Genomic DNA, 22,053 nt, shown 5'->3' with positions numbered 1-22,053 from the left:
AAGACAGGACTACACGAATGATTATCACACCAGAAATGCAACAATCCATCAGAGAAGAGCTGCTATATGATTTAGGCGGCAAGATGGATGGTTCAAGACGAAATATATTGGTTCCTAATTGTCCTTTCTGTGGGCATGATGGCTTCAAATATGGTATCTATGTCGGTAATAATGTCGGCAAGAGGCGGTTTGGTATGTCGAATTGCTACCATTGTAACCGTCGTTTCGGCTCTTTGAAAGAGACTTTGAAAGCCTTGGATCGTGAGGATCTGATACCGGCAGAAACAGCGGAACTTGATGACAGTGAGACGGACATCTCAGCTATGCTGGATGATGAGATTGATGATGATCTCGTTGAAATCACCATGCCTCGTGGGTATAAGCGTTGTTACAAAAACTCATATCTCAAATCTCGTGGCTGGGAAGTAGATGATTATGAGTATTTTCCTGTCGGCACAAACCGTTCTATTGAACGAGAATATCAGGATTACATAATTCTTGAAGTTCGAGATGAAGGCCGGACTGTTGGGTTTGTGGCTCGCAGTATTCTCAGTAAAGAAGAGATTGACAGCTACAATTCCAGACATCACTTTAAGATTCGTCGCTATAAAAATTCCGATGAACGTGATGGTAACGGCTTTGCAAAAATGCTATACAACTATGATGCGATTGAGGTCGGCACCACACATTCAGTAATTCTTTGTGAAGGTCCGTTTGATGTGGTTGGTCTCAATCGCAAGTTGGAGCTTTATGATAACAAACATATAGTTCCCATAGCTACTTTTGGAAAGAAGATTTCTCAGGAACAGATGTACAAGCTCCAGAAAAAGGGGGTGGAACAGATTGTCATCGGTTATGATAATGATGCAAAGGAAACCACATCTAAAATTGCAATGGAGCTTGATAAATACTTCGATGTTCTGATTGCTGATATTCCTGATGGTGTAGGCAAAGATTGGGATGAAATGGATGTCGAGGACATTTATGATGTCTTTGCCTATAATCTTAAAACGGTTAGAGAATTTAATCTTGGATAAGATGAAAGAGGTAGTATCATTAAAAGAATGGCTGGATAACCATAACATCACTTACTCTTTGCGTAAGGACGTGGTTGTCATTCCTGGATTTGGCCGTTGTCTTATTCAGGATGATTATGACCACATCTTCAAACAAACCAAAGAGGGGAATGTGGTATTCAACAGCATTGAGAATTATTCTTATCTGATTGCAGATGAGATATATTATATAGTTTTTCCGTTTGGCTGCCGGTGGTTTTACATTGATGTTCGTAAAGATCCATCGGAAGTCCAATTCAAAATTCTGCGGTATGTGGGCAATACCCCCACATTCCAACACGAATGTGAATTTTATCCTTTAGGTATTCATTCCGGGTATGAGTTGTTGAATGGCAGTGGCTTATTGAAGGACTGGTGTACTAAAACTAAGTTCTTGGGCTACAAAGGGCTGGCTGTGTCAGATAGGAATACGATGGCTGCATCTTTGGATTTGCAGCAGTCGGCTACTGATGCTGGTCTAAAATACTGTTTCGGATATTCATTAACCGTGCGTACTGGTAAGGATAAGGTTGGTGTAAAACTCTACTCAGCTACTCAGCAGGGGTTTAAGAATATGCTGCGTATTCAGAAAGCTATAGCGGTAGATAACTATGAAACAAAAGAGATAGACCTAATCACTCTTCTTAATCTTGCTGAAGGCAATACCTTGGTGTTTGATAAGTGGAGTGGCCATTGGCTCGCCGAAAATAAGAACGCCCTTCAGGATTTTGTTGAAGCATTTGATGGTTGGGTATTCTTTCAGGTTGACACTTCAGAATATCGAGCTGATAGAATTGACTCCGCATTACTGCAAAGCCAAAAAGCATATTTCGATAACTTTTATCAGGGCAATCTGGAGTATTCAATGAATATTCGACCAGTTCTAATCCAAGATGTTTACTATTTGGATAAAGAAGATTGGCGTACCAAGGTTATTCTCAATAAGGTTGACACTGGGGCTGCCCATGAGCAATCATACAAGCAGTATCTCAAAACTATTGATGAGATTTATGATGAGTTCCGTGCTCTCTTCTCCGATAGATATGACGATGATGTTTTCTATGATATGTGTGAAGCGACTGCTGACATTATTGAAAACGCTTCAGCTGCTTATGATCTTAGTGATAACTATGCTCCCAAGTATGATATGACTCCTCAGGAACGTGAGAAGTATGGTGATACTTTGACTATGTTCCGATCATTGATTGAGGAAGGATTTAAGAAACTGGTTCCTGAAGGAGAGGAAGAGGAATATCGGAAGCGTGTCGAATATGAGAAGTACGTTATTGAAAGCACCGATAATGTTGATTATTTCCTTATTCAGAGAGATGAACTGAACTGGGCCCAAGAAAATGGTATCTTGACTGGAATTGGTCGAGGCTCTGCCGGTGGGTGCCTACTACTCTATCTTATGGGTATCACATTTATTGATCCCCTGAAATATGATTTGATTTTTGAGCGTTTCTTGTTGCCGGAGCGCGCCGGTCTGGAGCCGGATAAGGTAACTGTTATGGCCGATGATATAGAGTCCTCAGATTACTTTGAGTTGGCCTTAGATGATGATAAGATACTCTTGCTCGATAAGGATGCTGAGTTAGTTGTGATCAGAAATGGTGAGCAGCTGACCGTATATGCAGATGAGTTGCAAGAAGGTGATGACATTCAGTTCGATAACTGTGATATACTTCACACCTTACCCAAGAAACTTCTGCATGAAAATTCGGGCAATAACTCACAAAACTAATACCTCTCTTGTTTCAGATTGCTATGCCGGCGACGGATATGTGAAACGCAATCACGGCTCTCTTCCTGATATTGATTCTGACTTCAGTGCGGTTCGCCGTGATGAGGTAAAGGCATATTTGGAAAGACGCTATAACAAAGACGGTCTCCAGCGTGTCTTTTCAGCTGGTACATTTACAACTGAGAAGATAAAGTCAGTCATCAAAGACGTGGCCAGAACTCATAAAATTTCTCAGGCTACCACCAATTATCTGACAGCGATTCTGGATGATAATATGACGTGGACCGACCTGATGAAGATGGCTTCCACAGACAAACGTATGAGGGATTTCATTCAGAAATATCCCGATGTGTTTGAAGAGATATTACCGATTATGGGGCAAGCTCGCTCTGCCGGTATTCACGCCTCCGCACTTATCATCACTCCAGAATATGTCAAAGGAGAGCGTGTGGAATGTTTTGACCTACTACCTATCCGAAAGATGGGCGACCTGTTGGTATCTGAGATTTCAGGTAATGATATTGATGCTATTGGTATCTTGAAGAATGACGTACTGGGTATTAAGGAGCTTACCAGACTTTCAGATACGCTCAATCTTGTTGAGAGTGAGTATGGGGTCAAGTATAACATTCTTGAAATCGCTTCTAAGTATCTGAATGATGAGAAGGTATTTAAGATTATCCGTGAGGGCAATACTCAGGGCGTGTTCCAGATGGGTGGCGAGGGTATCACAAAATTCATCAAACGTCTGGCTCCGGATAATATTAATGACCTGATTGCTTCTGTTGCGCTGTTCCGTCCAGGTCCTCTCGACTCTGGAGCTGCTGATAATTATGTTCGTGCAAAGCGAGGTGAATATGAGCCAACCTACTTATGGGGAACTTATGAAATCTTGAAAGATACTTTTGCTCAGATGGTTTATCAGGAGCAGATTTCTCGTGTGGCTCAAAAGGTTGGTGGCCTTAGCCTTGGTGACGGTGTGAATCTTGTGAAGGCTCTGAGTAAGAAAAAACTGGAGAAAGTTCGTAAGTTTCAAGCTAAGTTCTTTGCCGGAGCCAAGCAAAACGGGTGTCCTAAAGAAGCTGCTGATCAAATCTGGAGCAATGTGGAAGATGCTGCAAAGTATTCTTTTAATGCTTGTATCGCCGGCCACGAATACTTGTGGGGCAGACATAAGGAGAAAGGTGCTGGCACTCGTATCAATATCGGTGATATGTGGCGCACCAAAAATGACTATGAATGGGCTAAAGCCAACAACCGTCTTGGTCTTAGAAATAAGTATCGGAAGTTCGGCTATGGCACTTGTTGGTCTTTGAATGAAGATGAGAAGTTGGTCATCAACCGCATTGTGGATATCCGTTATCAGGGTGTTCGCCCAGTATATCGTATTACATTGGCAAATGGCAGCACGATTGATGTAACCGACAATCATAAACACCCGACATTGGATGGCCAAAAGCGTACTGATGAGCTTATCCCCGGCGAGGATTTTATGTATATCCGTGTGGGTTGGATTAAGGAAGATACAACCTATCGGTTTACTGACAAGGGTAAATTGAACAATCCCAGGTATCATTCAAATGATAATGTGGAGGCCCACAGCATCAATGCGCAGAAAGGTCATCAGGGTTTTATGACTCGTGACTCCAATTATACAAAGCTGGAGTATTATAAGCAGCATCTGAAGAAAGATCACTGTGAGAAATGTGGCAAGCATTTGAAGCGACTGGAGATTCATCATATCAATGGCGATCATTCAGATGTCGGGGAAAATTACTCCAATATTCAGACCTTATGCCCAAGTTGTCATAAGAAAGCTCATTATGAAATGGGCCGTGTAAAGATGGGCCGTAAGGGTCTTGGCACTGCTGTGGTTCAGGTAGTATCAGTGGAATATCTTTGTGATACGGCAGTGTATGATGTAGAAATGGAGCATCCATACCATACTTTCCTTACTGGGAAGGGGGTTGTGACGTGCAATTCTCACGCTACAGCTTATGGGTTGACGGCTTATGTCGGTGCGTGGCTCAAAACTTACTATCCAACTGCTTTCTATACTGTCGTTCTACGAGACCAAGATGAGGATAAGATGGCAGTTCTTATGAATGAAATCAAGACTGTCGGTGGTACGGAGCTGGAGAAGCCAAACATCAACATCTCAGGTGAAAATTTCACGGCAGACTTCAAGAATAATAAGATTTACTGGTCTTTATCTCGCATTAAGCAATTAGGTCCTAAAGCGGTTAAGTATATCGTTCAGGAGCGTAATCTGTATGGTGAGTTTTATGACCTGGAAGATTTTATCAAGCGTATCTTCAAAAGCAAGTTCAAGAACTTTGATGATGAAGGGACGGCAGAGACTCGTGAACGCTGCCCGGTGACAGCAAGAAGTGTTCGTAATCTGATTTTTGCTGGAGCCTTTGATGCTTGCGAAAATGTTGGCTCAGTTCTGGAGCGATATGGCTTATTAGAAAAGGCTGCTACTCTTTTAGGATTTAAGCTGACTGAAAAGGATATTCCTGAAGAAATGCGAGATAAGCATTACTGGTGGAGTCGTCAGCAAATCACTGTTTCTGGTCACGGCACTATTGATTATCGTAGGATCTATGATAATATGGAGAAGCCAAAGAGTGTTTCAGCAAACAAGTATATCGAGTTCTCAGACCTCAGCAATATGTTCTATGAAGTCCGAAAAGGTGTCATTTGTGCCGCTATCTGCTCTGTTACTGATAAATCCTACAAGGATAAACGAACTGGCGAAACTAAGCACTTTGGCAAAATCGAGCTTCAGCAAAATACTGAAACTAATATCCTTACCATCTGGGATGATTGGGATATTTGGAAAAAGGAGCTGAAGAAAGCAGAGGGCCGAATGATCGTTGCAGTAGTAAATGTAAAATGGAGTGATTACGATGAGAAGAACACTCTTCAAATCGGCAGAAGCTCATTCTTAAAGTTGATTTGATATGTCGTTTCTTATTGACATACGCGAGGAACTGGATGATCAGGTTCAGAAACAGCTTCGCAAGTTTAGGCAAGAATGTGCTGGTACCGGCTATAATGGCTGGTACCGGATTCAAGCCGCCATTGCCAAAGCTCGTGATTTGACCATCTACCACGATAAGATTGAGAATTTTATAATGCCCAATCTCTTTGATGAAAATGGAGATGCGATTGCGTGGTATCACTGGCGTGACCCCCAACAAGTTCAGGTCAATATGATAAAACGTAATCTGCAAACATCCTCCAAACCCAGCAGAAAACGTGGTCGTGTCACTCCGACCAGACTACGGATGCTGATGAAGGAGATTCTGGACTATAGAATAAACGAATACTTAAATCCCAAACAAGATATGGCTAAACTTAAAATTCTGTGTATTGTAGGTGGTTCAGGCTGTGGCAAGACTTTAGCCTCATTGCACCTCAAATACCACAAGGATGCAAATGTGATTTGCTCCTTCACCACCAGACCCCCCAGACCTACGGAAGTGGAGGGGAGAGACCACCATTTCATTGACATTGTACCAGACCGAACAGAGCTGATTGCTTATGCTCATTTTGGTGGATATTATTACTATGCTACCAAATGGCAGGTATTTGGTCCTTGCACCGTCTATGTCATTGATGAGAAAGGACTTGAAAATCTGCGTAATGACTTTGGTGATGTCTATGACATCTACACTGTCTTGATTAAGCGAGATAAGGCTCTTCGCCGGAAATCTGGCATTGATGAAACTCGCTTGCGTCGAGATGAACGTCGTGACCTGAAAGATGAGGATTATGACTATGTGATTATCAATAACGGCAAGAAAGCAGCTCTTTTTGAGAGCATTGAGTGTATCTACGAAGAAATCAAAAACAAGTAATATGGCAGCTCCCGTAGAAAAAAGCAACGTAGTGGTTGCTATTGTGTATGACTTTGAAACTGGAGGGTTGGATTGCACCAAGAGCGCAGCCACTCAGATTTCTCTTCATGCAGTCCGTCTTGATACCTTTGAAGTAACTGAGAAATACTCGGCTTACATCTATCCTTATAGTAAGAAGGCCGATCTTGGCAAACCAAAGAAAAAGGTTCTCAAAAATAAGTATGACACCGAAGAAGAAGAGCTGATGGAGTATAGCTCTACTGCCCTGGATATAAGTGGTGTGACAATGGATTTGCTTTATCAGATGGGCAAGCCTATAGAGGATGTCTGCAATGAGATATGTGATTTCATTGAAAGGAATACTCTTCCAGTTGTGGCCGGCAATAAGCCATTTATGGTTGGCCAAAATCCGCTGTTTGATAACGGTTTTATGCAGCAGATTATGCTTTATACTGGGATATGGTCTCGTTTCATTAAACTTGTTCGTGGCCATAAGGATTTCTGGGGCAATTTCCAACCCACCCAGCTTGATACGATTTTATTATCTCAGCTCACCTTTGATAACGATAAAAGTATCACTACTTGGAAACTGGAAGCAATGGCAGAGCGTCTGGGTATTGATCTGGATGATGCTCACGATGCAGATGCTGATGTTACGGCCACCAGAGAAATTCTCAGGGTACTTACGGCAAGAATGAGAGAGCAATCAGCTGGTGGAGGTACTGCTATCGGAAGTCTGGCGGCTGAGAAGCGAGAAAAACTTAGAGATCATTTCAAAATATAACTTATGAAGAGCAATTTTCAATTCGATAAAAAGACTGGTACGATGGTGCCGGCCAGTGATGCGGTAGCTCAGGGCATTAAGGCAAATGTTCATAAGGAGGTGGTTGAGTCGAAATCTGACAAGACCACCACCCAGCCTCAGTTTCAGCAAGAGAAGAAGATTGATGTTAAGGCCGATACTGTCAATATCAATCGTAATCCAGTTGTTCAGATGAAACGTGTGGGCCATAACACCCCTATACAGTTGATTGATGAGAATGGTATGCCAGAGGCTTATCTCGACTCAACCACAACTGGAGTGATGATGTTCCGGGAGAGAGAGGATTATGACATCTGCCAGATCAGTGATGAAAAGACAGGTAAGGTTCTCGCATACATCGGTGGATATGCCCTTCAGTTCAATTTCAATATGGCAGAATTGAATACGATGGAGCGTATTGAGCAATGTTTGCAAGGACTTGTAAAACTTTTCCGACATCAGATAATGAATCAAAATCTAAGGAACTCTAACCCTTAACCGTAAGACACAGAGGCTTTGTGTGTAAGTTTTCTATTATCTATAAAGGAATAATTCAATATAGATAATGGAAAATATAAAGCTCACAAACCTTGAAGAGAAGTTCTGCTTGGTCTTTGCTTGCGGGCCTTCTCCATATAACGGCAATGCACGAAAAACCTATGATCTCGTGTTTAACGGGAGCACAGGATTGCTTTATGACCCTTCAAAAGATGGTATAGACGAGCATACTCGGAATGAGGTGGAAACCTCTATTGCCGTTAGGACACTTATGATGCGTGACGATATAAAGGACCGCATTGACCAGCTGAAAAGTGAAAATATGGTCAATGCGGCCACTTTGCGTCCGCGCCTGACTGAAACCCTTTTGAAGATTGCTGATGAGTGTTCAACTCTTCATGTAACTGACAGATGGGGTAATACTATGTCACCAGCCGCACTCCGTTCTGTTGCGGTCAACGCTATCTCAAAGCTCACCGATATGTATGGTATCAAAGAAGATATTGCGCATAAGGTTATGCTGGAGGGTGCTGATGGTGATGGCATCACATTTAACCTTATTGTGCCGGAGGCAAGTAAGGAAAATGGAATTGATAAAGTGATTGAATAACAACTTAAAAATTTGATATAATGGAAAGTAAGACAAATTCAATCATTGGAGATTTCATAATCAATAATGCCAAGTCCATATTCACTTTCATTATATTTGTTTGCGGATTGTACATTCAGTACCAAGCAAGTATGATGAGAATTGACAATATGGAGAAAGAGATTGCCCAGATCAAAGTTCAGATTGACGATCAGTATGTCAAGCTCGACAATATGAAGCTCGACAAAGCTGTCTTTGAGGCAACGATGAGGTCTTTTACTGATATGTCAACGGACATACGTCAGATCCGTGACAGATTAGAGGACATCCTTGGAGACCACCAACGTCATAATCCGCAAGCAAATAGATGAATGAGCTTAAAGTCGGAGATAGAGTTACAATCCGATACTCCAAAAAACTGGAGCAGAATGGCAATAGCCTCCTTACTAACCGGACTGGCATTGTCACTCGGATTTTGTTTACCGGTGGAAATTTGACTGGAGCCTATGTGGATGTGAAGGTAATGAGGCGTGTCAGGAATTACTACATTCCAATCAGCTCTATTGAAGGGCCGGATTTGATTAACAAAATGCGAACCCTTAGCATATTAAAATCAACTGTATTATAACTATGACTGTTTTGAAAATCGGTAGTAGAGGCGAAGAAGTTAAGACTCTACAGAAGAAACTGAACATTACAGCAGACGGTATCTTTGGGAAGAATACTGATGCTGCTGTTAAGGCATATCAGAAATCGCATGGGCTGACTGTCGATGGGATTGTCGGTGCCCACACCTGGGAAAGTCTTGGTTTCCCAGCAACCAATCGGTTTATTGATGAGATTATTGTCCACTGTTCGGCCACCAAAGAAGGCGTTGATTATTCGATTGACAAGATTGACGCTTCACATAAGGCTCGGAAATTCTCATCGTATGTTGATACCAACGGTAAAACACGATATATCGGGTATCACCATATCATACTCCGTGACGGCACAATCGTAAAGTGCCGCCCGGAAACAAAGATAGGGTGTCACGCTTCTGGCCACAATACAAGGTCAATCGGTGTGTGCTATATTGGTGGTCTTGATGCAAGAGATACCAACGGCACGATGATTAAGGACACTCGCACACCCCAGCAGAAAGCCAGTCTTATCACTGTCATCAAAGACATCAAGAAGCGATATGGCACAATCGCAAGGGTAATTGGTCATCGTGACACCTCTCCAGACCTGAATGGTAATGGCGTTATTGAGCCATACGAATTTATTAAGGGCTGTCCTTGCTTCGACGCTATCCCTGAATATTCAAAACTCTAAATTTCAACAGTATGTGGAAAACTATATTAAGCAAATGTAGCCTATATATAGTCATAGGAGTTCTCTGCGTTTCCTTATGGCAAACTTATAGTCAGGCTACCAAATACCAACATAAGGCTGACACTCTGGAGGCCACCATCAGTGATCTCACTCAGGAAATCGAATATACCAAAATTCAGCTGAACGACTCTATTGCGGTATATCAGGCCGAGGTAAAAACTCTGAATATCACACAGTCAAATTTGCAGGCCAAGTATGATAAACTTCTTGCTTCTTCTAAGCTGAAGCCCAAGGATGTCAGTAATGTGACTGAGGTTGCGACTGTAACCCATAGTGTAGATACTGTTATCGCTGTGGTTGATACATTTGGAGGTATTACAGCTAAGTTAGAAGATAATTTTGTCAATATAGATGTTGAGGTATTGCCAGATAGAAATGCTATTATAGATTACGAGGTGCGTGACAGTCTGACATTGCTCAATATTCAGAAAAAGCACTCCTGGTTGTTCGGTCTGATTAAATGGAAAGAACATAAGGGTGTTCGAGTGATAAATCACAATCCAAAAGCGAGTATCGTTAGTTTACAAACCATAGATATAATGGAATGATGAAACAGATAAAGACAAAGCCAATCATGCCGAAGGATTTGAAGCAGGTTGGGAAGAAACACGTTGATAAGCTGCACAGTATTAAATGCCAAAGTAAAAAAGATTGAAAAGGGTTTTAATAATAATGTGTTATTAAGCGATGATCCACTCTACTGAGAAGTAGGGTGGATTTTTCTTACTGGCCGGACTATTATTAGGAAAGAAAGATTTAATGGCAAGGTTAGAGCGACCGAGAGGTCTAAAAATAACATTTAAGCCGTCAGCACGACAATATGAGCTATGGAACGCCCTGCAACCTAATCATTGTGATAAGTGTGGGGGCAAGCTCGTTATGATGCCTAATGGATTTGACAGTAAGGGGCACCAGGTGTATAGGGCCACTTGTGAGAATTGTGGGAATACCGATATTCCAGAGCAAGTCTTAGGAGGTGGTTCTGCCGGTGGTGGTAAATCATATATTGGCTGTTGTTGGCTGGTATGCAGTTGCATACAATTCCCCGGCATCCGTATGGTGGTTGCCCGAAAGGTTCGTAAGACCCTTTTGGAAACTACTTGGAAAACCTTAAAGGACGTGCTAAATTCGTGGGGATTAAAGCAAGATGTGCATTATCATATAAATAATGTTACTTATATCATTACATTCTGGAATGGTTCAGAAATAATGGCAATGGACTTGACCCCCAGCCCCCAGGACCCTGACTTCAACTCCCTTGGTTCATTGGAAATCACTGGAGGCTTCATTGATGAGGTGTCTGAGGTTTCCGAAAAGGCTGTGGAGGTATTGGCATCCCGTATTCGTTACAAGATTGCCGAGACCTTTGTGGTAGGTAAACTGTTTATGTCAACCAACCCCTGCTTGACCTGGGTACGTTCTACCTTTGTAATGACCGATGATGGAGATCCGGTAGAATTACAATCCGGCTACCGTTACATCCCATTCAGTCTGTTCGATAATCCCAATGAATCGTTTAGAGCTATCTACTATAACAAGTTGAGCAAGCTGAGAAATAAAGCTGACCGAGACCGTCTGTTGTATGGTAACTGGCTCTTCACCACAAGCAATAAAATGGCTGCTTATTGGAACTTTGATGGTGATACACATCTGGTTCATAATTTAAGGGAGCAATCTTATGACCCGATGAAGCCGCTCATTCTCAGTTTTGACTTCAATGTAAATCCATATATGAGTTGTTTGCCCATTCAGATTGATTGGGAGAATAAGATTGTGTATGTTTTCCCTGAATATGTCGGCTACCCCAAAGACAAGAGAAACAACACCCCAGCTTTCACAAGATGGATAGCTTCTCAGTTGGTTGCCGACGGTCATATCGGTGGTGTATTGCTGACTGGCGATCCCGCTGGTCTATCTCGTTCCACTCAGACTGAAGAAGGGGTCAATAACTTTACCATTGCCAATAAGAATATGACCAATGCTGTGCTGAAGCCGAAAATTCAGCTTTTGAGCAAGCAGCCGGCAATGGTGACACGACTGGAATTTATCAATGAATTACTGCATAATTTCAAAGGCTGGAAGGTCTATATTGATGCTCGCTGCCACAGACTGATTGAGGACTTTGTATATCAGAAGAAAAATCCTGACGGAACTAAAGAAAAGAAGAAGGTTCTTAATGATAATGGAGAGCGTGTTGAGCGTTGGGGCCATTTCTCAGATTGTTTCGATTATGCGATGATTTACTATCTGAGTTCAATCTACACTCAGTATAAAACAGCCTCAACAGAGATAGTCACTACCATAGATTCAGAGGACACTGTATATGGGGAATTTGACTATTAATAAATAAAACAGCAATAATATGATATATCATCGTTTTCTGACAAATAGGGATTACTTTTGCATCGCTACGGAAGAGCACATGAGGCAGCTTATTCGTGGTGTGGAAGATCGTATTCCACAAGCGGAGCAAAGAGCCGAAATGCAGCTTCTGGAGTTTCTCGATCAGTATTATGAGATTGAAAAGGTGTTGGCTGTCGGTAAGAATATCAGGGAGTATAATATCAATGTGTCTTACCCTGGCCAGGCGTGGATTAAAAAAGATGAGGAAATCTTTAAGACATTGACCTGCATCAATGGCCTCAAAAGACCTACTAAGGTGGAATATTGGAAGCAGGTTAATGATTTTATCAACCCCTGCCTCATTGAACACGCTAAGAAATACTCTCAGCTTCGGATGTATCCTAAAGGCGAAGTTGTCAAGTTCGGAACTGAATATTGGCAATGCGCAGTTCCTCACGGATATGAGGCTGGAGAAATTCATGTTCCCGGTGTAAAAGCATGGCGTGAAGCTGAAATAATCCCCTGGGAACCTAATATGGAATGGGAGAAAGATCAAGTATGCTCTTACAATGACCAATTCTATCAATTCCTTGGTAAATCAGAGGAAGAAGAGGAAGAGCCGGCCGAACCCACTCCAGAATTACCCGAAGAGCCTGAGACACCTAAAGAACCTGAAGATGTCGAAACTCTTTCTGAAGATAATCCAGAACCAATAGAGGGTAATGATGAAGAGCCTGAAGGTGGTGAAAAACCTACTCCTGAGTTACCGAGTGACGAGGCTGTTCTTACTCCAGAGGAAGATGATTGCTGGGGCCTTATCGGAGATTATTCTGAAGAGTTAGAATATGACTACTCAGAAGATGCTCGTGATTATGTTGTGGCAGAAGGAACGGTGTTCTATCCCGTTCTTAATCCTAATCCTGATAAACTTGTTGATGGCGTCAATATCACAAGAGATGACCCCAGAAACAGCAATATCGTTGCTCATTTGAGCCGTATCGCACTCTATCATCTTCATTCAATCATTTCTGCCACCAACATTCCAGAAACGCGCCGGTGGGCTTATGAGGACTCTATGCAGTGGCTCTATAATGCTTCCAAGTTCAAGATCAATCCTCAGCTTCCCCGAAAAAAAGAACGTGATTCTTGTGATCCAAAAGTGGACTGGGCGTTAGAGACATTCCAAAGGAGCTACGACCCGAATGAAAACATTTGGTTGATATAAAAATCTATTCTTTCTTGCCTGATAGGGCGGTTCAACTCAGGAAATCACGAGTTGGCCGCCTTATTTATTAAGAATATTTAACACTTATAGGGCTTTGATGAGGGCTTAAAATTCAAATTTTAGTGAAGTAATCACTCTTAAAATTCAAGTTTTTTAGCTAATTTTGCAGTACAAAACGCGGAGTTGTGATACAACTTGTGCATATTTTGTGACGAAATCGAACCATTAAATTACTGCAACAGACTGAATTTCAGCATAAAAGATATATAGGTGCGGAGTCCCCTGGTGGCACCACCTTCAAGAAAGTTAAATCGCTAATTCTAAAAGAGTTGGCGATTTTTCTTTTAGTCCCTATTGTCCGTAGTCACTATAATAGTCACTATCTAAATCGCTATAAACCACGATAAATCGGCTTGATTAAACTGTATTAAAAAGTAGCGTTTAATTCTAAACCCAATTAAATTCTACATTAAATTCTCTGCAAAATAATAGTGACTATCGGCGTGGTGCGCTGAGATAGTCACTACTTCATTCTTACATTGTAAGTCTTGTGCCGGACTGACGGTCGTCGATGTCATCGTAGCGGGAGCGGTTGCCGACTTCGTGCTCGCGCTTGTAACCGGATGAGCCGGAACTGACATTGAGGGAAGATAGTGCGTTGGCAAGATTGAATGTGAACACTTGCGAGATTTCCGGGGAGTAGTCCTGTGGACGGGAAGGGAGAATACGGACTCCGGCTTTGGATTGGGTATTCTGCTTTATCCTCTCTTTAACTGCCTCGGCATCCTTTCGAGTAAGATGCAGCATGGCTATTGACATCAGGAAGTCTTGTCTTGCTTGTTCATCGGCATGTAGAGAGCGGAACTTGGCTTCCTCCTCCGGAGTTAATTCGATCAAAGGCATATAGCCGTCAGTCAAGGCAGCGCGGAGGCAATAGTTGCCGTTTCTATGTTTGACAACGGCCATGCCTTTTATTCTCTCTTGATGGTTGTGTATCGGATAGCGCATGAGATATTCGGTCAGTATCTCCTCGGAGAACATCGTGGCCGCTATTGTCAGGCCTACATCTTCGCGCTCGTCGTCTTTCACGCCGTTATACCATGCGTACTGCCTCGGTGAGATTGGCTTGCGGTACGTCGAGCCGTCTTTGACATTGATGAGCATATAGTTTCCTCTGCTGTCTTTGCCCACCTCGACAGTGAACAGGTCGCGGTACACGTCAAGCGGCGATGGTTCCCTTTGTGGTATGATGGCGAAGTCAATAAGCTCCGACAGTTTCATCACCTTGCTGCCGTCGAAGGCAATCTTTTCGGCATGGTCGATTATACTGTAGCCTCTCACCCTGCCGTCCTTGTCCTTCTGGAAACTGATGTCTATGCCAAACTTTGTCTTGAGAACATCAATGAGAGTCTGTATGCGCTGGCAGTTCTCCTCGCTCAACGGTTTGCCGTGGTTGTCAAGTATTTTGCGGATGTCGGTGTTCAACTTTGCCTTTACCGGCTTTCGCTTCTTACCTTTTGACACTTTGACATTATCGACACTTTGACATTTTCCCTCGGCTATCTCGCTCTTGTATTTCCGGATTATGGAGCGGAGCTGTGTAGCGCGGTCTTTGCGCTTGGGGCTGTTCCTGGTGATTCGATTGAGGATGTCATCGATGGCGATATTCCCGGCGTCGCCTCCACACTTGAACAGACGGTAGCCGTCGAGCGATTTCTCTATCTTGTAACCATGAGTCTTGACGATATTGGCAAACTGCCCCTCCGTTTCGTAGTCGTAGCTGAGAATTCGGTCAATATCTTTCTTGATGTCAGGAGAGAGTATGCGATTTGCGCACTCGTTAAGCCTGCGCCTGTCCTGATGGTCAGAAATGGCATAACCGTTAGGCTTTATTCTCGTCGAGAGAATATGCACATGGTTGTTGCCGGTATCATGGTGGGCGTAAACAAAATACGGCTGACGGGCATATCCCATACCCACCATAAGCTCTCGCGCAAAGTCGGTAAGTTCTTCCGGCGACATGGCGCGTCCTTTCACGGAGGCCGACACGTGGAACTGGAAACGTGTTGTCTTTGTATTGCCGTAGGTCTTAGAGTTTTCTTTCATATACCTTTCGACTTCAGCCGAGGCATCAAGGCCGAAGCGGTGCAGCGTCTCGACATTGTGACGCAACGCCTCGCTGACGTTCTCCATCGCCATAAGGGTTGCCACGCCATCAGCAATCTTCTTCTCGTTATATCGAGCGCCGGGGAAACCGCCGCCGGACACATCGTTGAGCTTCTTGACTATCATTTTCCTGAAATTATCATGTTATAGAGGTATGTCAGCATCTGCCGGATTTTTTCTGTACCCTCGCAAAACTGACCGAAGGGAAGAAGATCTGCCGCCCGCAACGAGTAAGGATTCATTTTCTGCTGTTCGTTGATGTGCTTTGCAACCTGATTGGTGTTGGTGCCAGTTCTTTCGATGAGCTTGATAGCGGACTTGATCAAAGCAATCATACGGGGATTGTCGCGGTCAGTGACTGGCTCCTCGTTGTATTTGAGAGTAGCGCATCGGACAAACGCGCTGAGATTACCGTCGGTATATCTGTCGGCTCCTGACTGCATTTTTGTGTGGGTCTGCGAATCGACACGTATTTTTATAGTAATGGATTTTTTATCGGGCATAGAGATTAACTTTTTAAGATATTATGGTTTGATAGATTGGTTGATTGAATATCTGATACAATGAAGACTATATGACTTGGTATAATGATAGCTTGATGATTTGATGACCTGATACCTTGATGATATAATACCTGGTTGTCTCGATCGTCTAATGCTCCATTGTCCAATGGCTCATTATCATATTATCCAATGTATAGATTATCCAATGTGACGATGACCGATTAACCGAAGTATCACGGTTCATGATAAATGTGTTGCTTGATAATATATCAACCGCAGATTTTCAGTTTTTCATCATTCATTTTTCAGTCTATCATCGTTCACGGGCAATGTGTCATTAGACAAAAGACTGCGAGTTTCGAGCGGGATTGACCCTCACCTCGGGGGAGGCGGGATAGCCGTTGTGGACACAATCGGCATATCTTGCAAAGCAAGGTTTATACTCCAAATCAGGCGTGAGCAACCGGGGTATCTCAATCAGTTCGACCTCGGTCGAAAATGTCATAATGTCAAAAGTTCATAGTGTCAGCGCATGGGTCATATTTTGCTATAGCAACCGTGTGACTTTTTCTTCACGAATCCTCGGCCTCCGTCTCTTAGGAATCTCTTGACCGAAGATTCCGAGATTCCGAGTTGCAGGGCTTCCCGGACAGCTTCTGCCGTGGTGAACGAATCCCTGAGGTTTCCGAGTAACTCGGTGAACCGGTTGTCAAGGATACCGGTTTCAATCTCCGGTGCAATCCGGCTCTCCATGTTTCTGAAATATTCGGTGAGCCTGATGGCGAGTTCGGCAGTTCCCGGTTCAATTTTATCCATGCCCGATTCTCCACAGATGCAGTGCATAATCTGTATGACCAGACAGAAGCGGACCAGATAAGTTTCCAGTTTGCCGCACAACGCCCTGACAGCATCTGAATCCGTTTCAGCATAAGCCTTGTTATTGACCTCGTCTTTCCATTGAATTACGCGGAGCTTTGCCTCTTGGGAAAACAGTAGCTCTATTGAGGTTGCTTTTCCCTCTTGGTCTGTTGAAGGAGTGACTGTTACCACCTTTCGGATAATTCGCCCCCATTCTTCAAGAACGCCGTCAGGCATGGCGGTGTCATTCCACGATGGCATCTTGTCAATTTCGGGATAGACTTTCAGGAATCGAGATGAAAAGCCGTTCATCATGCGCTTGCCGCCGAACTGTTCGTCCAGGCGCCCCGGCTGAGTAGAGCCTATAATCGAACAGTAGGGATTGGCGAGGAAGATATGTTCGTTGTTTGACTTTCGGCTGTACTTGAAAGGCGTGCCGCTGAACAGACTGAGAAAGTAGCCCTCGTCCGAACCGTTGTAGCGGTTGAAATTGGAAAGAAGGCTGTCTATCTCATCCTTGTAAATCAGCACTCCGCGCGGATTGTCGCGCAAAGCTCCGATAAGAGCCTCTACGGTGGAGTCAACCACTACATGGCATTTTCGCTGAGGCATCTTCATTTCTTCAGGTAGAGAATGTTTCTCACGCTGCTTTGCCGACATGCGTTCCCATCGGCGGTAGGTTTCCATCTCCTTGCAGTAGATCATGTCATACTCTCCGTCGAGTTTGAGAAGAGGTGCGACCGCCTGTTGCAATGGAGGTGTCTTGCCACAGCTCGGCGAGCCGACAAGCACCATGTAGATTATCGGTCGGCTTACCCATCCTGTCATGAAGCGGACTGACCAAGTGTTGCCCATAGCAGCCGCGAATACTGTAAGGAATGAAGCCGAAGTGAAATCGACATTATAGTTCTCATACTCCTCAAGAGCCTCTATTATGTCGCGGATTGCTTTCGGAAATATCTCCAAAGGGAAAGAAGGAGTTTCGGTAGTTTTACCGGAATCGCAGGTAAAGGCAATGCTATCCTCCTCGATCAATCCACATCCGGCTTCCAACGGAAAGCGTGGATGGTTGTAATAGCCATTCGCTTTCATGATGCTCAGATATTGATGTTACGTTGTCCGAGGGCTTTGCGTACCTCATATTCCGGGTACATAATCTTGTTGCCGGTCTTGACAGGTTTGAGGATACCTTTATTTGCCCAGTGCCAGAGTGTGGCATCGCATACGCCAAAGAGTTCCTTTACTTCGGCTTTGGTGAGCATACGTTCTTTCTTGGCAGCCTCGACCATCGAGCCGAGTTCATCCTTTGCGCGGCGGATCAAGTCCTCCGAAAATGCTTTGAGGTCTTCGGCGTTCATCTCTACCTTGACATGGGCCCGACCCTCATTGAGCATATCTAATAAATCTTGCATTTTTGTTTTGATTGCCGACATTGTTCGACGCTTCTACTGGCGGCATAAGATAGAAACGCCACCGCTCCGAAATGGAACGATGGCGCAAAAGTATAGCGTAATTTCTTGGATTAAAAGGAATTGATGGTTCGTTAAGTTCGCGAACTATAAAACGAATCAAACGAATTGAAAAGAGGCTATTTCAGTCTACTCCATCTGGGTCAATTCGTAAAACATCGGTCTTTATAGAGTCAATAGCGAAGCGATGTTCTGGCTCGTCTTTGATAAATCGCTTACGATTGGGAGATAAATCTTGTAGCGTGTTTACGCTCTTCTGCACCTGACGCTCGCCGACGATTTTGCATTCAGGGAATGTGGCGGATAATATCTCGACAAATCGTTTGACAGGTGTTGACGGATCCAGCTCGCCAGACTCGACAAGTGCGACATATAAGTGCGCTATGTCAACGCCACGGATATGTGTTTCTATCCATTTGCCAATGCGCTTAACAATCTCACTGCCGTGAGATGCCAAAAGGGAAAGAAGGTCATGAGATAATTCTGCGTTTTCTGTAATTTTAGCAGTCGGTTTAGACTCATCAATACCCTCCAACGCCCAATCAGCCAAATTGCAGTTATCTACACTCATGCGATAATCAAGATACTCCTTCAAATCCTTGCGCGAGCGTCGTTTATCCTCTACCTCCCTCGCAAGAAATGTCTTCATGAACTTTGCAAGCTGCCACTGGTACTGTTTGTTGTCAATCGACTCTGCCGCTTCCTCAATATTATCTATCATCATTTCAGAAGAGCGTCCATATTTGAGCCATGCGGCAAAGGGCAACCGGTATTTAGCCCATTCGCTATCCGCCGGCTGCCCACTCAGTACAATCCGGGCATAGCCCGATTCCCGGATAATCTTCAAAAGCTCATCCAAGTCCAGATTGTCAAGGTCAATCATATTCTCCAATCGCTTCTGAAACTCCGGCGACGAAAGAAATGCTGCTGCACCCAACAAAAACACCTCCAGCGAGTCCGCTTCGCCCATCGCCGCAGCAAACTCGCCATATTCCTGCGGATGCTCCTCCATCCACATCTTCAAATCAATCTTTCCATCCTGACTGCCTAAGTTATCTTGCTGATTTTTCATAGTGAAATTTCTAATTCATAAAGTAATAACGCGCAAAGGTCAAAAAAGATAATAGTACTTTGAACGATAACAGCGACAGCGTATAAGCCGCACCAAGCAACGCTGTATCCTCGTTCCAGCCTCCTGTCATACAACTCACAATCGCCAAGATGAGAAGCACAAGCCATGCTATCCAAAATCGTTTATCGTTCGGTTTCATCTTCCATTCCAAGTCGGTTGCCCATTTTATCAATCCAATACCAGCTATTGCTTACCCAATAGTGGTATTCTCCATCACTTCCGATTACAGTTTCAAGATGACCGCTGTTCGTAACCCTTGCAAGGCCATTATGAAAAGGAAAACCAAATGCAAAACGAGGAGGTATTATCACCGCATTGTTTGCTGTGGCATATCCTATTCTTCCATCACTATCCACAATTCGATACCGTCCATCAGAGACATAATCATCGCCATTGTCATATCGATATGGCAGAAAACCAGATTCAGCCACAGAGGGGTAATGGTGATCCGTAGTCACGACCAACATTTTCTCAGCCTTTTTATAATACTCAGTGGGTATAAGTAAAAGTTTCTTGGTGTCAATGGCTACGGCATCTACTACACTGTCTATTCTCAGGATATTCGAGGCATATTTTATAGCCCCGGTTTCTCCTGCCAATCGCCCAGCTCGTTCCGTTATTATGCCACAATTTTCACCGTCAACAATTATCTGCACGGTGGTCGGTTTTGTATCTACCCGACATAATCCGGTGTATAGAATGTTTCCGAAGCATATAGTCGAGTCTATCAAATGTACTTTTTCTATATCATCCTCCCGCAACACAGGCATCGCTTCACAGACTAATGATTCCAATGTGATATCACCAAATGGCGATTGATACCATATATCCGGGTAGTTCACGTCAGCGATTACGCTGTCAATAATCCACAATGGATTTTTCCAGGTTCCATCATCGGCCAGTTCAATTAGTAGGTTTGACTTTGCGAAAACAAATGTATCCCTGTAACCCATATGTTGAAATCGCAATAGCTGATTCTCCGGAACTGACACCGTGAACAATCCCGCAGTATCCGCTACTGCCATTAGACTGTCTTTTTTATCGGTACAAGCGGCATATACACAAGCCCCTATCAACGGCTCGCCATTATATTTGTCAACCATACGTCCGCTGACACTGATATTGCGTGCATAAATACTTATGTACACCGATAGAAGCAATCCACATATAATCAAATATTTTGTATCGGTCAGTTTCATAGCTTCTTTGTAATGAATCCAAGACTAAACATAATGATTAAAGCCGTAGCTGCAAATAGAATAGTTAGTCCATAGATGACAAACAACCGCTGGTACAGCCTCTTCATACCGGAATAATGCTCCATTATCTCCTTGCGGCGTTGCACGGTATAACGCAGTCTACAAAAGATTTCAGGCAAAAATATCAGCGCGAGTCCGCATATTATCGCTGCCGGATTTCCAAAGAGCCGGAACATCACTGGCAGTAATAACGGAACAAGGATTCCAAACCACCAAACAAAACTCAGCGTCAGACTTCCGCTTGATGGATTGCCATCTTTTTTCCTCAAAGCCTCGCCAATATACCAGATGTAATCAAACAGATAGTATCGTTTCATCACTGATTCTCTGTTAATGATGAATAATCCTTTTGTATCAAGTACGTTGCTAATCTTCCCTGCATATATAACTTAGCCGCATAGCCCAAGGGCACTTGTCGCCCGCTACGACGAATGGCCGCTACATAGACCGGGATATTTATGATTGGGAACATGACCAAAACCGAATATCCCACATTTACACGATACTGAGTCAGTTCATACTGGTTATATTTGAATCTGATGTAATAGAGGTTCAGCAGATATACGTTCACATAGCCTAATGTCAGGAAATACAATAGTCTCAGTCGTTTACTACGGACTACTGACACAAGCCGTTTATATATCTTTGGCGAATACATTGTCAGCCATAATGTAAAATTGGAGAATAGTATGAGAATTATCCCAAATGCTCCAAATATTTTCAACAATGTCAACGATTTACCCATTTCCCCGAACAGGCATACTATGGCAGTCGCCAACATACACCATAAATCAATGGCGAGCAACACGGCAAACGCAATAAAGAGCCAAAAGAATAGTTCATTGACCGCGTTTCCACATCTGTTCCAAAATCGTTTATCGGTCAGCTTCATGGTGTTCAAGGAATTTATAAGCTGGCAATTTTTTTACTTTGGGGTCGGAGGAGTTAAGGACAACATTCTTGACTATTCTGCGCTTGTTTGATTCAAATTCAAGAAGTTTCGACAGTGATGTATCTTTATCGCCGTACCAATATTTGAATATCTTTGTGTCCCAGCCGGATATTTGATTTGAAATCTGTATGTACACATCCTGGGCTATATCTATTTTGTTGAGATAAAGAGCGACACCATATATCAACTCGTATATCTTCATTTGAAGTATAAAG

At 43.4% G+C, this 22,053-nt stretch carries 22 protein-coding genes; 12 read left to right on the top strand and 10 right to left on the bottom strand.

What is annotated here, in order from left to right; genetic code table 11:
- Nucleotides 1-17 precede the first annotated feature (17 nt).
- From E5331_RS07940 to E5331_RS07885, 12 genes are all read left to right on the top strand, one after another.
- Nucleotides 18-1,037 carry a toprim domain-containing protein gene (locus E5331_RS07940; RefSeq protein ID WP_275441136.1) on the top strand — a complete coding sequence of 340 codons (1,020 nt, stop codon included), beginning with the start codon at nucleotides 18-20 and terminating at the stop codon, nucleotides 1,035-1,037.
- 1 nt (nucleotide 1,038) lies between these two features.
- Nucleotides 1,039-2,799 (top strand): PHP domain-containing protein, encoded by a 1,761-nt coding sequence (locus tag E5331_RS07935; protein WP_135984423.1) that lies wholly within the window; start codon nucleotides 1,039-1,041, stop codon nucleotides 2,797-2,799.
- Complete coding sequence (locus E5331_RS07930) at nucleotides 2,693-5,764, top strand: helix-hairpin-helix domain-containing protein (protein ID WP_168355177.1); 3,072 nt, start codon at nucleotides 2,693-2,695, stop codon at nucleotides 5,762-5,764. The genes E5331_RS07935 and E5331_RS07930 overlap by 107 nt, the downstream gene beginning before the upstream one ends.
- Before the next feature lies 1 nt (nucleotide 5,765).
- On the top strand, nucleotides 5,766-6,665 hold the full coding sequence (locus E5331_RS07925; RefSeq protein WP_135984419.1) for a nucleoside/nucleotide kinase family protein: 900 nt from the start codon (nucleotides 5,766-5,768) through the stop codon (nucleotides 6,663-6,665).
- Between the two features lies 1 nt (nucleotide 6,666).
- Nucleotides 6,667-7,449 carry a 3'-5' exonuclease gene (locus E5331_RS07920; RefSeq protein ID WP_135984417.1) on the top strand — a complete coding sequence of 261 codons (783 nt, stop codon included), beginning with the start codon at nucleotides 6,667-6,669 and terminating at the stop codon, nucleotides 7,447-7,449.
- Between the two features lie 3 nt (nucleotides 7,450-7,452).
- Nucleotides 7,453-7,965 carry a hypothetical protein gene (locus tag E5331_RS07915; protein ID WP_135984415.1) on the top strand — a complete coding sequence of 171 codons (513 nt, stop codon included), beginning with the start codon at nucleotides 7,453-7,455 and terminating at the stop codon, nucleotides 7,963-7,965.
- A 67-nt stretch (nucleotides 7,966-8,032) separates the two neighbouring features.
- Entirely contained in the window at nucleotides 8,033-8,575 is a 543-nt protein-coding gene (locus E5331_RS07910; RefSeq protein ID WP_135984413.1) for a hypothetical protein, read from the top strand.
- A 20-nt stretch (nucleotides 8,576-8,595) separates the two neighbouring features.
- Nucleotides 8,596-8,925 carry a hypothetical protein gene (locus tag E5331_RS07905; RefSeq protein ID WP_135984411.1) on the top strand — a complete coding sequence of 110 codons (330 nt, stop codon included), beginning with the start codon at nucleotides 8,596-8,598 and terminating at the stop codon, nucleotides 8,923-8,925.
- 259 nt (nucleotides 8,926-9,184) lie between these two features.
- Nucleotides 9,185-9,871: a peptidoglycan recognition protein family protein gene (locus tag E5331_RS07900; protein ID WP_275441135.1), complete on the top strand. Its 687-nt coding sequence runs from the start codon at nucleotides 9,185-9,187 to the stop codon at nucleotides 9,869-9,871.
- A gap of 11 nt (nucleotides 9,872-9,882) precedes the next feature.
- Entirely contained in the window at nucleotides 9,883-10,479 is a 597-nt protein-coding gene (locus tag E5331_RS07895; protein WP_135984409.1) for a DUF6549 family protein, read from the top strand.
- A 211-nt stretch (nucleotides 10,480-10,690) separates the two neighbouring features.
- The gene (locus E5331_RS07890) at nucleotides 10,691-12,274 is read left to right on the top strand and encodes a phage terminase large subunit (RefSeq protein WP_135984407.1); all 1,584 of its coding nucleotides are present in this window, start codon (nucleotides 10,691-10,693) and stop codon (nucleotides 12,272-12,274) included.
- Between the two features lie 19 nt (nucleotides 12,275-12,293).
- Complete coding sequence (locus E5331_RS07885; protein WP_135984405.1) at nucleotides 12,294-13,499, top strand: hypothetical protein; 1,206 nt, start codon at nucleotides 12,294-12,296, stop codon at nucleotides 13,497-13,499.
- A 534-nt stretch (nucleotides 13,500-14,033) separates the two neighbouring features.
- Here E5331_RS07885 and E5331_RS07880 read toward each other — a convergent pair.
- The 10 genes from E5331_RS07880 to E5331_RS20330 all read right to left on the bottom strand — a co-directional run bounded on the left by E5331_RS07880 (nucleotide 14,034) and on the right by E5331_RS20330 (nucleotide 22,040).
- Nucleotides 14,034-15,791 carry a relaxase/mobilization nuclease domain-containing protein gene (locus E5331_RS07880; protein ID WP_123483805.1) on the bottom strand — a complete coding sequence of 586 codons (1,758 nt, stop codon included), beginning with the start codon at nucleotides 15,789-15,791 and terminating at the stop codon, nucleotides 14,034-14,036.
- A complete protein-coding gene (locus E5331_RS07875) occupies nucleotides 15,788-16,168 on the bottom strand; it encodes a hypothetical protein (protein ID WP_123483804.1) in 381 nt (126 codons plus the stop codon). Before E5331_RS07875 ends, E5331_RS07880 begins: the two co-directional genes overlap by 4 nt.
- Nucleotides 16,169-16,505: 337 nt before the next feature.
- A complete protein-coding gene (locus E5331_RS20335; protein ID WP_168353813.1) occupies nucleotides 16,506-16,673 on the bottom strand; it encodes a hypothetical protein in 168 nt (55 codons plus the stop codon).
- A gap of 32 nt (nucleotides 16,674-16,705) precedes the next feature.
- Nucleotides 16,706-18,118 carry a DUF3987 domain-containing protein gene (locus tag E5331_RS07870; RefSeq protein WP_123483803.1) on the bottom strand — a complete coding sequence of 471 codons (1,413 nt, stop codon included), beginning with the start codon at nucleotides 18,116-18,118 and terminating at the stop codon, nucleotides 16,706-16,708.
- A gap of 5 nt (nucleotides 18,119-18,123) precedes the next feature.
- Complete coding sequence (locus E5331_RS07865; RefSeq protein WP_024988675.1) at nucleotides 18,124-18,438, bottom strand: helix-turn-helix domain-containing protein; 315 nt, start codon at nucleotides 18,436-18,438, stop codon at nucleotides 18,124-18,126.
- A gap of 181 nt (nucleotides 18,439-18,619) precedes the next feature.
- Entirely contained in the window at nucleotides 18,620-19,567 is a 948-nt protein-coding gene (locus E5331_RS07860) for a DUF6043 family protein (protein ID WP_123483802.1), read from the bottom strand.
- 182 nt (nucleotides 19,568-19,749) lie between these two features.
- Entirely contained in the window at nucleotides 19,750-20,826 is a 1,077-nt protein-coding gene (locus E5331_RS20660; RefSeq protein WP_275441134.1) for a hypothetical protein, read from the bottom strand.
- The gene (locus E5331_RS07850; RefSeq protein ID WP_123483801.1) at nucleotides 20,823-21,203 is read right to left on the bottom strand and encodes a hypothetical protein; all 381 of its coding nucleotides are present in this window, start codon (nucleotides 21,201-21,203) and stop codon (nucleotides 20,823-20,825) included. The genes E5331_RS20660 and E5331_RS07850 overlap by 4 nt, the downstream gene beginning before the upstream one ends.
- Nucleotides 21,203-21,778, bottom strand: a complete 576-nt coding sequence (locus E5331_RS07845; protein WP_123483800.1) for a hypothetical protein — start codon at nucleotides 21,776-21,778, stop codon at nucleotides 21,203-21,205. Before E5331_RS07845 ends, E5331_RS07850 begins: the two co-directional genes overlap by 1 nt.
- A complete protein-coding gene (locus tag E5331_RS20330; protein ID WP_168355176.1) occupies nucleotides 21,762-22,040 on the bottom strand; it encodes a hypothetical protein in 279 nt (92 codons plus the stop codon). The genes E5331_RS07845 and E5331_RS20330 overlap by 17 nt, the downstream gene beginning before the upstream one ends.
- Nucleotides 22,041-22,053: the final 13 nt, after the last annotated feature.

The sequence above is a fragment of the Lepagella muris genome (genome assembly GCF_004793975.1).
Taxonomy (GTDB): Bacteria; Bacteroidota; Bacteroidia; order Bacteroidales; family Muribaculaceae; genus Lepagella; species Lepagella muris.
This window is presented reverse-complemented; position numbering and strand designations above follow the sequence as displayed.

Bases quoted from the DNA above. Each gene is read 5' to 3' on its own strand.
- E5331_RS07925 (WP_135984419.1), top strand. From the start codon at position 5,766: ATGTCGTTTCTTATTGACATACGCGAGGAACTGGATGATCAGGTTCAG.
- E5331_RS07940 (WP_275441136.1), top strand. From the start codon at position 18: ATGATTATCACACCAGAAATGCAACAATCCATCAGAGAAGAGCTGCTA.
- E5331_RS07885 (WP_135984405.1), top strand. From the start codon at position 12,294: ATGATATATCATCGTTTTCTGACAAATAGGGATTACTTTTGCATCGCT.
- E5331_RS07935 (WP_135984423.1), top strand. From the start codon at position 1,039: ATGAAAGAGGTAGTATCATTAAAAGAATGGCTGGATAACCATAACATC.
- E5331_RS07870 (WP_123483803.1), bottom strand. From the start codon at position 18,118: ATGAAAGCGAATGGCTATTACAACCATCCACGCTTTCCGTTGGAAGCC.
- E5331_RS07875 (WP_123483804.1), bottom strand. From the start codon at position 16,168: ATGCCCGATAAAAAATCCATTACTATAAAAATACGTGTCGATTCGCAG.
- E5331_RS07880 (WP_123483805.1), bottom strand. From the start codon at position 15,791: ATGATAGTCAAGAAGCTCAACGATGTGTCCGGCGGCGGTTTCCCCGGC.
- E5331_RS07910 (WP_135984413.1), top strand. From the start codon at position 8,033: ATGGAAAATATAAAGCTCACAAACCTTGAAGAGAAGTTCTGCTTGGTC.
- E5331_RS07895 (WP_135984409.1), top strand. From the start codon at position 9,883: ATGTGGAAAACTATATTAAGCAAATGTAGCCTATATATAGTCATAGGA.
- E5331_RS07865 (WP_024988675.1), bottom strand. From the start codon at position 18,438: ATGCAAGATTTATTAGATATGCTCAATGAGGGTCGGGCCCATGTCAAG.
- E5331_RS07920 (WP_135984417.1), top strand. From the start codon at position 6,667: ATGGCAGCTCCCGTAGAAAAAAGCAACGTAGTGGTTGCTATTGTGTAT.
- E5331_RS07845 (WP_123483800.1), bottom strand. From the start codon at position 21,778: ATGAAGCTGACCGATAAACGATTTTGGAACAGATGTGGAAACGCGGTC.
- E5331_RS07930 (WP_168355177.1), top strand. From the start codon at position 2,693: ATGAGTTGCAAGAAGGTGATGACATTCAGTTCGATAACTGTGATATAC.
- E5331_RS07850 (WP_123483801.1), bottom strand. From the start codon at position 21,203: ATGAAACGATACTATCTGTTTGATTACATCTGGTATATTGGCGAGGCT.
- E5331_RS07905 (WP_135984411.1), top strand. From the start codon at position 8,596: ATGGAAAGTAAGACAAATTCAATCATTGGAGATTTCATAATCAATAAT.
- E5331_RS07890 (WP_135984407.1), top strand. From the start codon at position 10,691: ATGGCAAGGTTAGAGCGACCGAGAGGTCTAAAAATAACATTTAAGCCG.
- E5331_RS07915 (WP_135984415.1), top strand. From the start codon at position 7,453: ATGAAGAGCAATTTTCAATTCGATAAAAAGACTGGTACGATGGTGCCG.
- E5331_RS20330 (WP_168355176.1), bottom strand. From the start codon at position 22,040: ATGAAGATATACGAGTTGATATATGGTGTCGCTCTTTATCTCAACAAA.
- E5331_RS07900 (WP_275441135.1), top strand. From the start codon at position 9,185: ATGACTGTTTTGAAAATCGGTAGTAGAGGCGAAGAAGTTAAGACTCTA.
- E5331_RS20335 (WP_168353813.1), bottom strand. From the start codon at position 16,673: ATGACATTTTCGACCGAGGTCGAACTGATTGAGATACCCCGGTTGCTC.
- E5331_RS20660 (WP_275441134.1), bottom strand. From the start codon at position 20,826: ATGAAACTGACCGATACAAAATATTTGATTATATGTGGATTGCTTCTA.
- E5331_RS07860 (WP_123483802.1), bottom strand. From the start codon at position 19,567: ATGAAAAATCAGCAAGATAACTTAGGCAGTCAGGATGGAAAGATTGAT.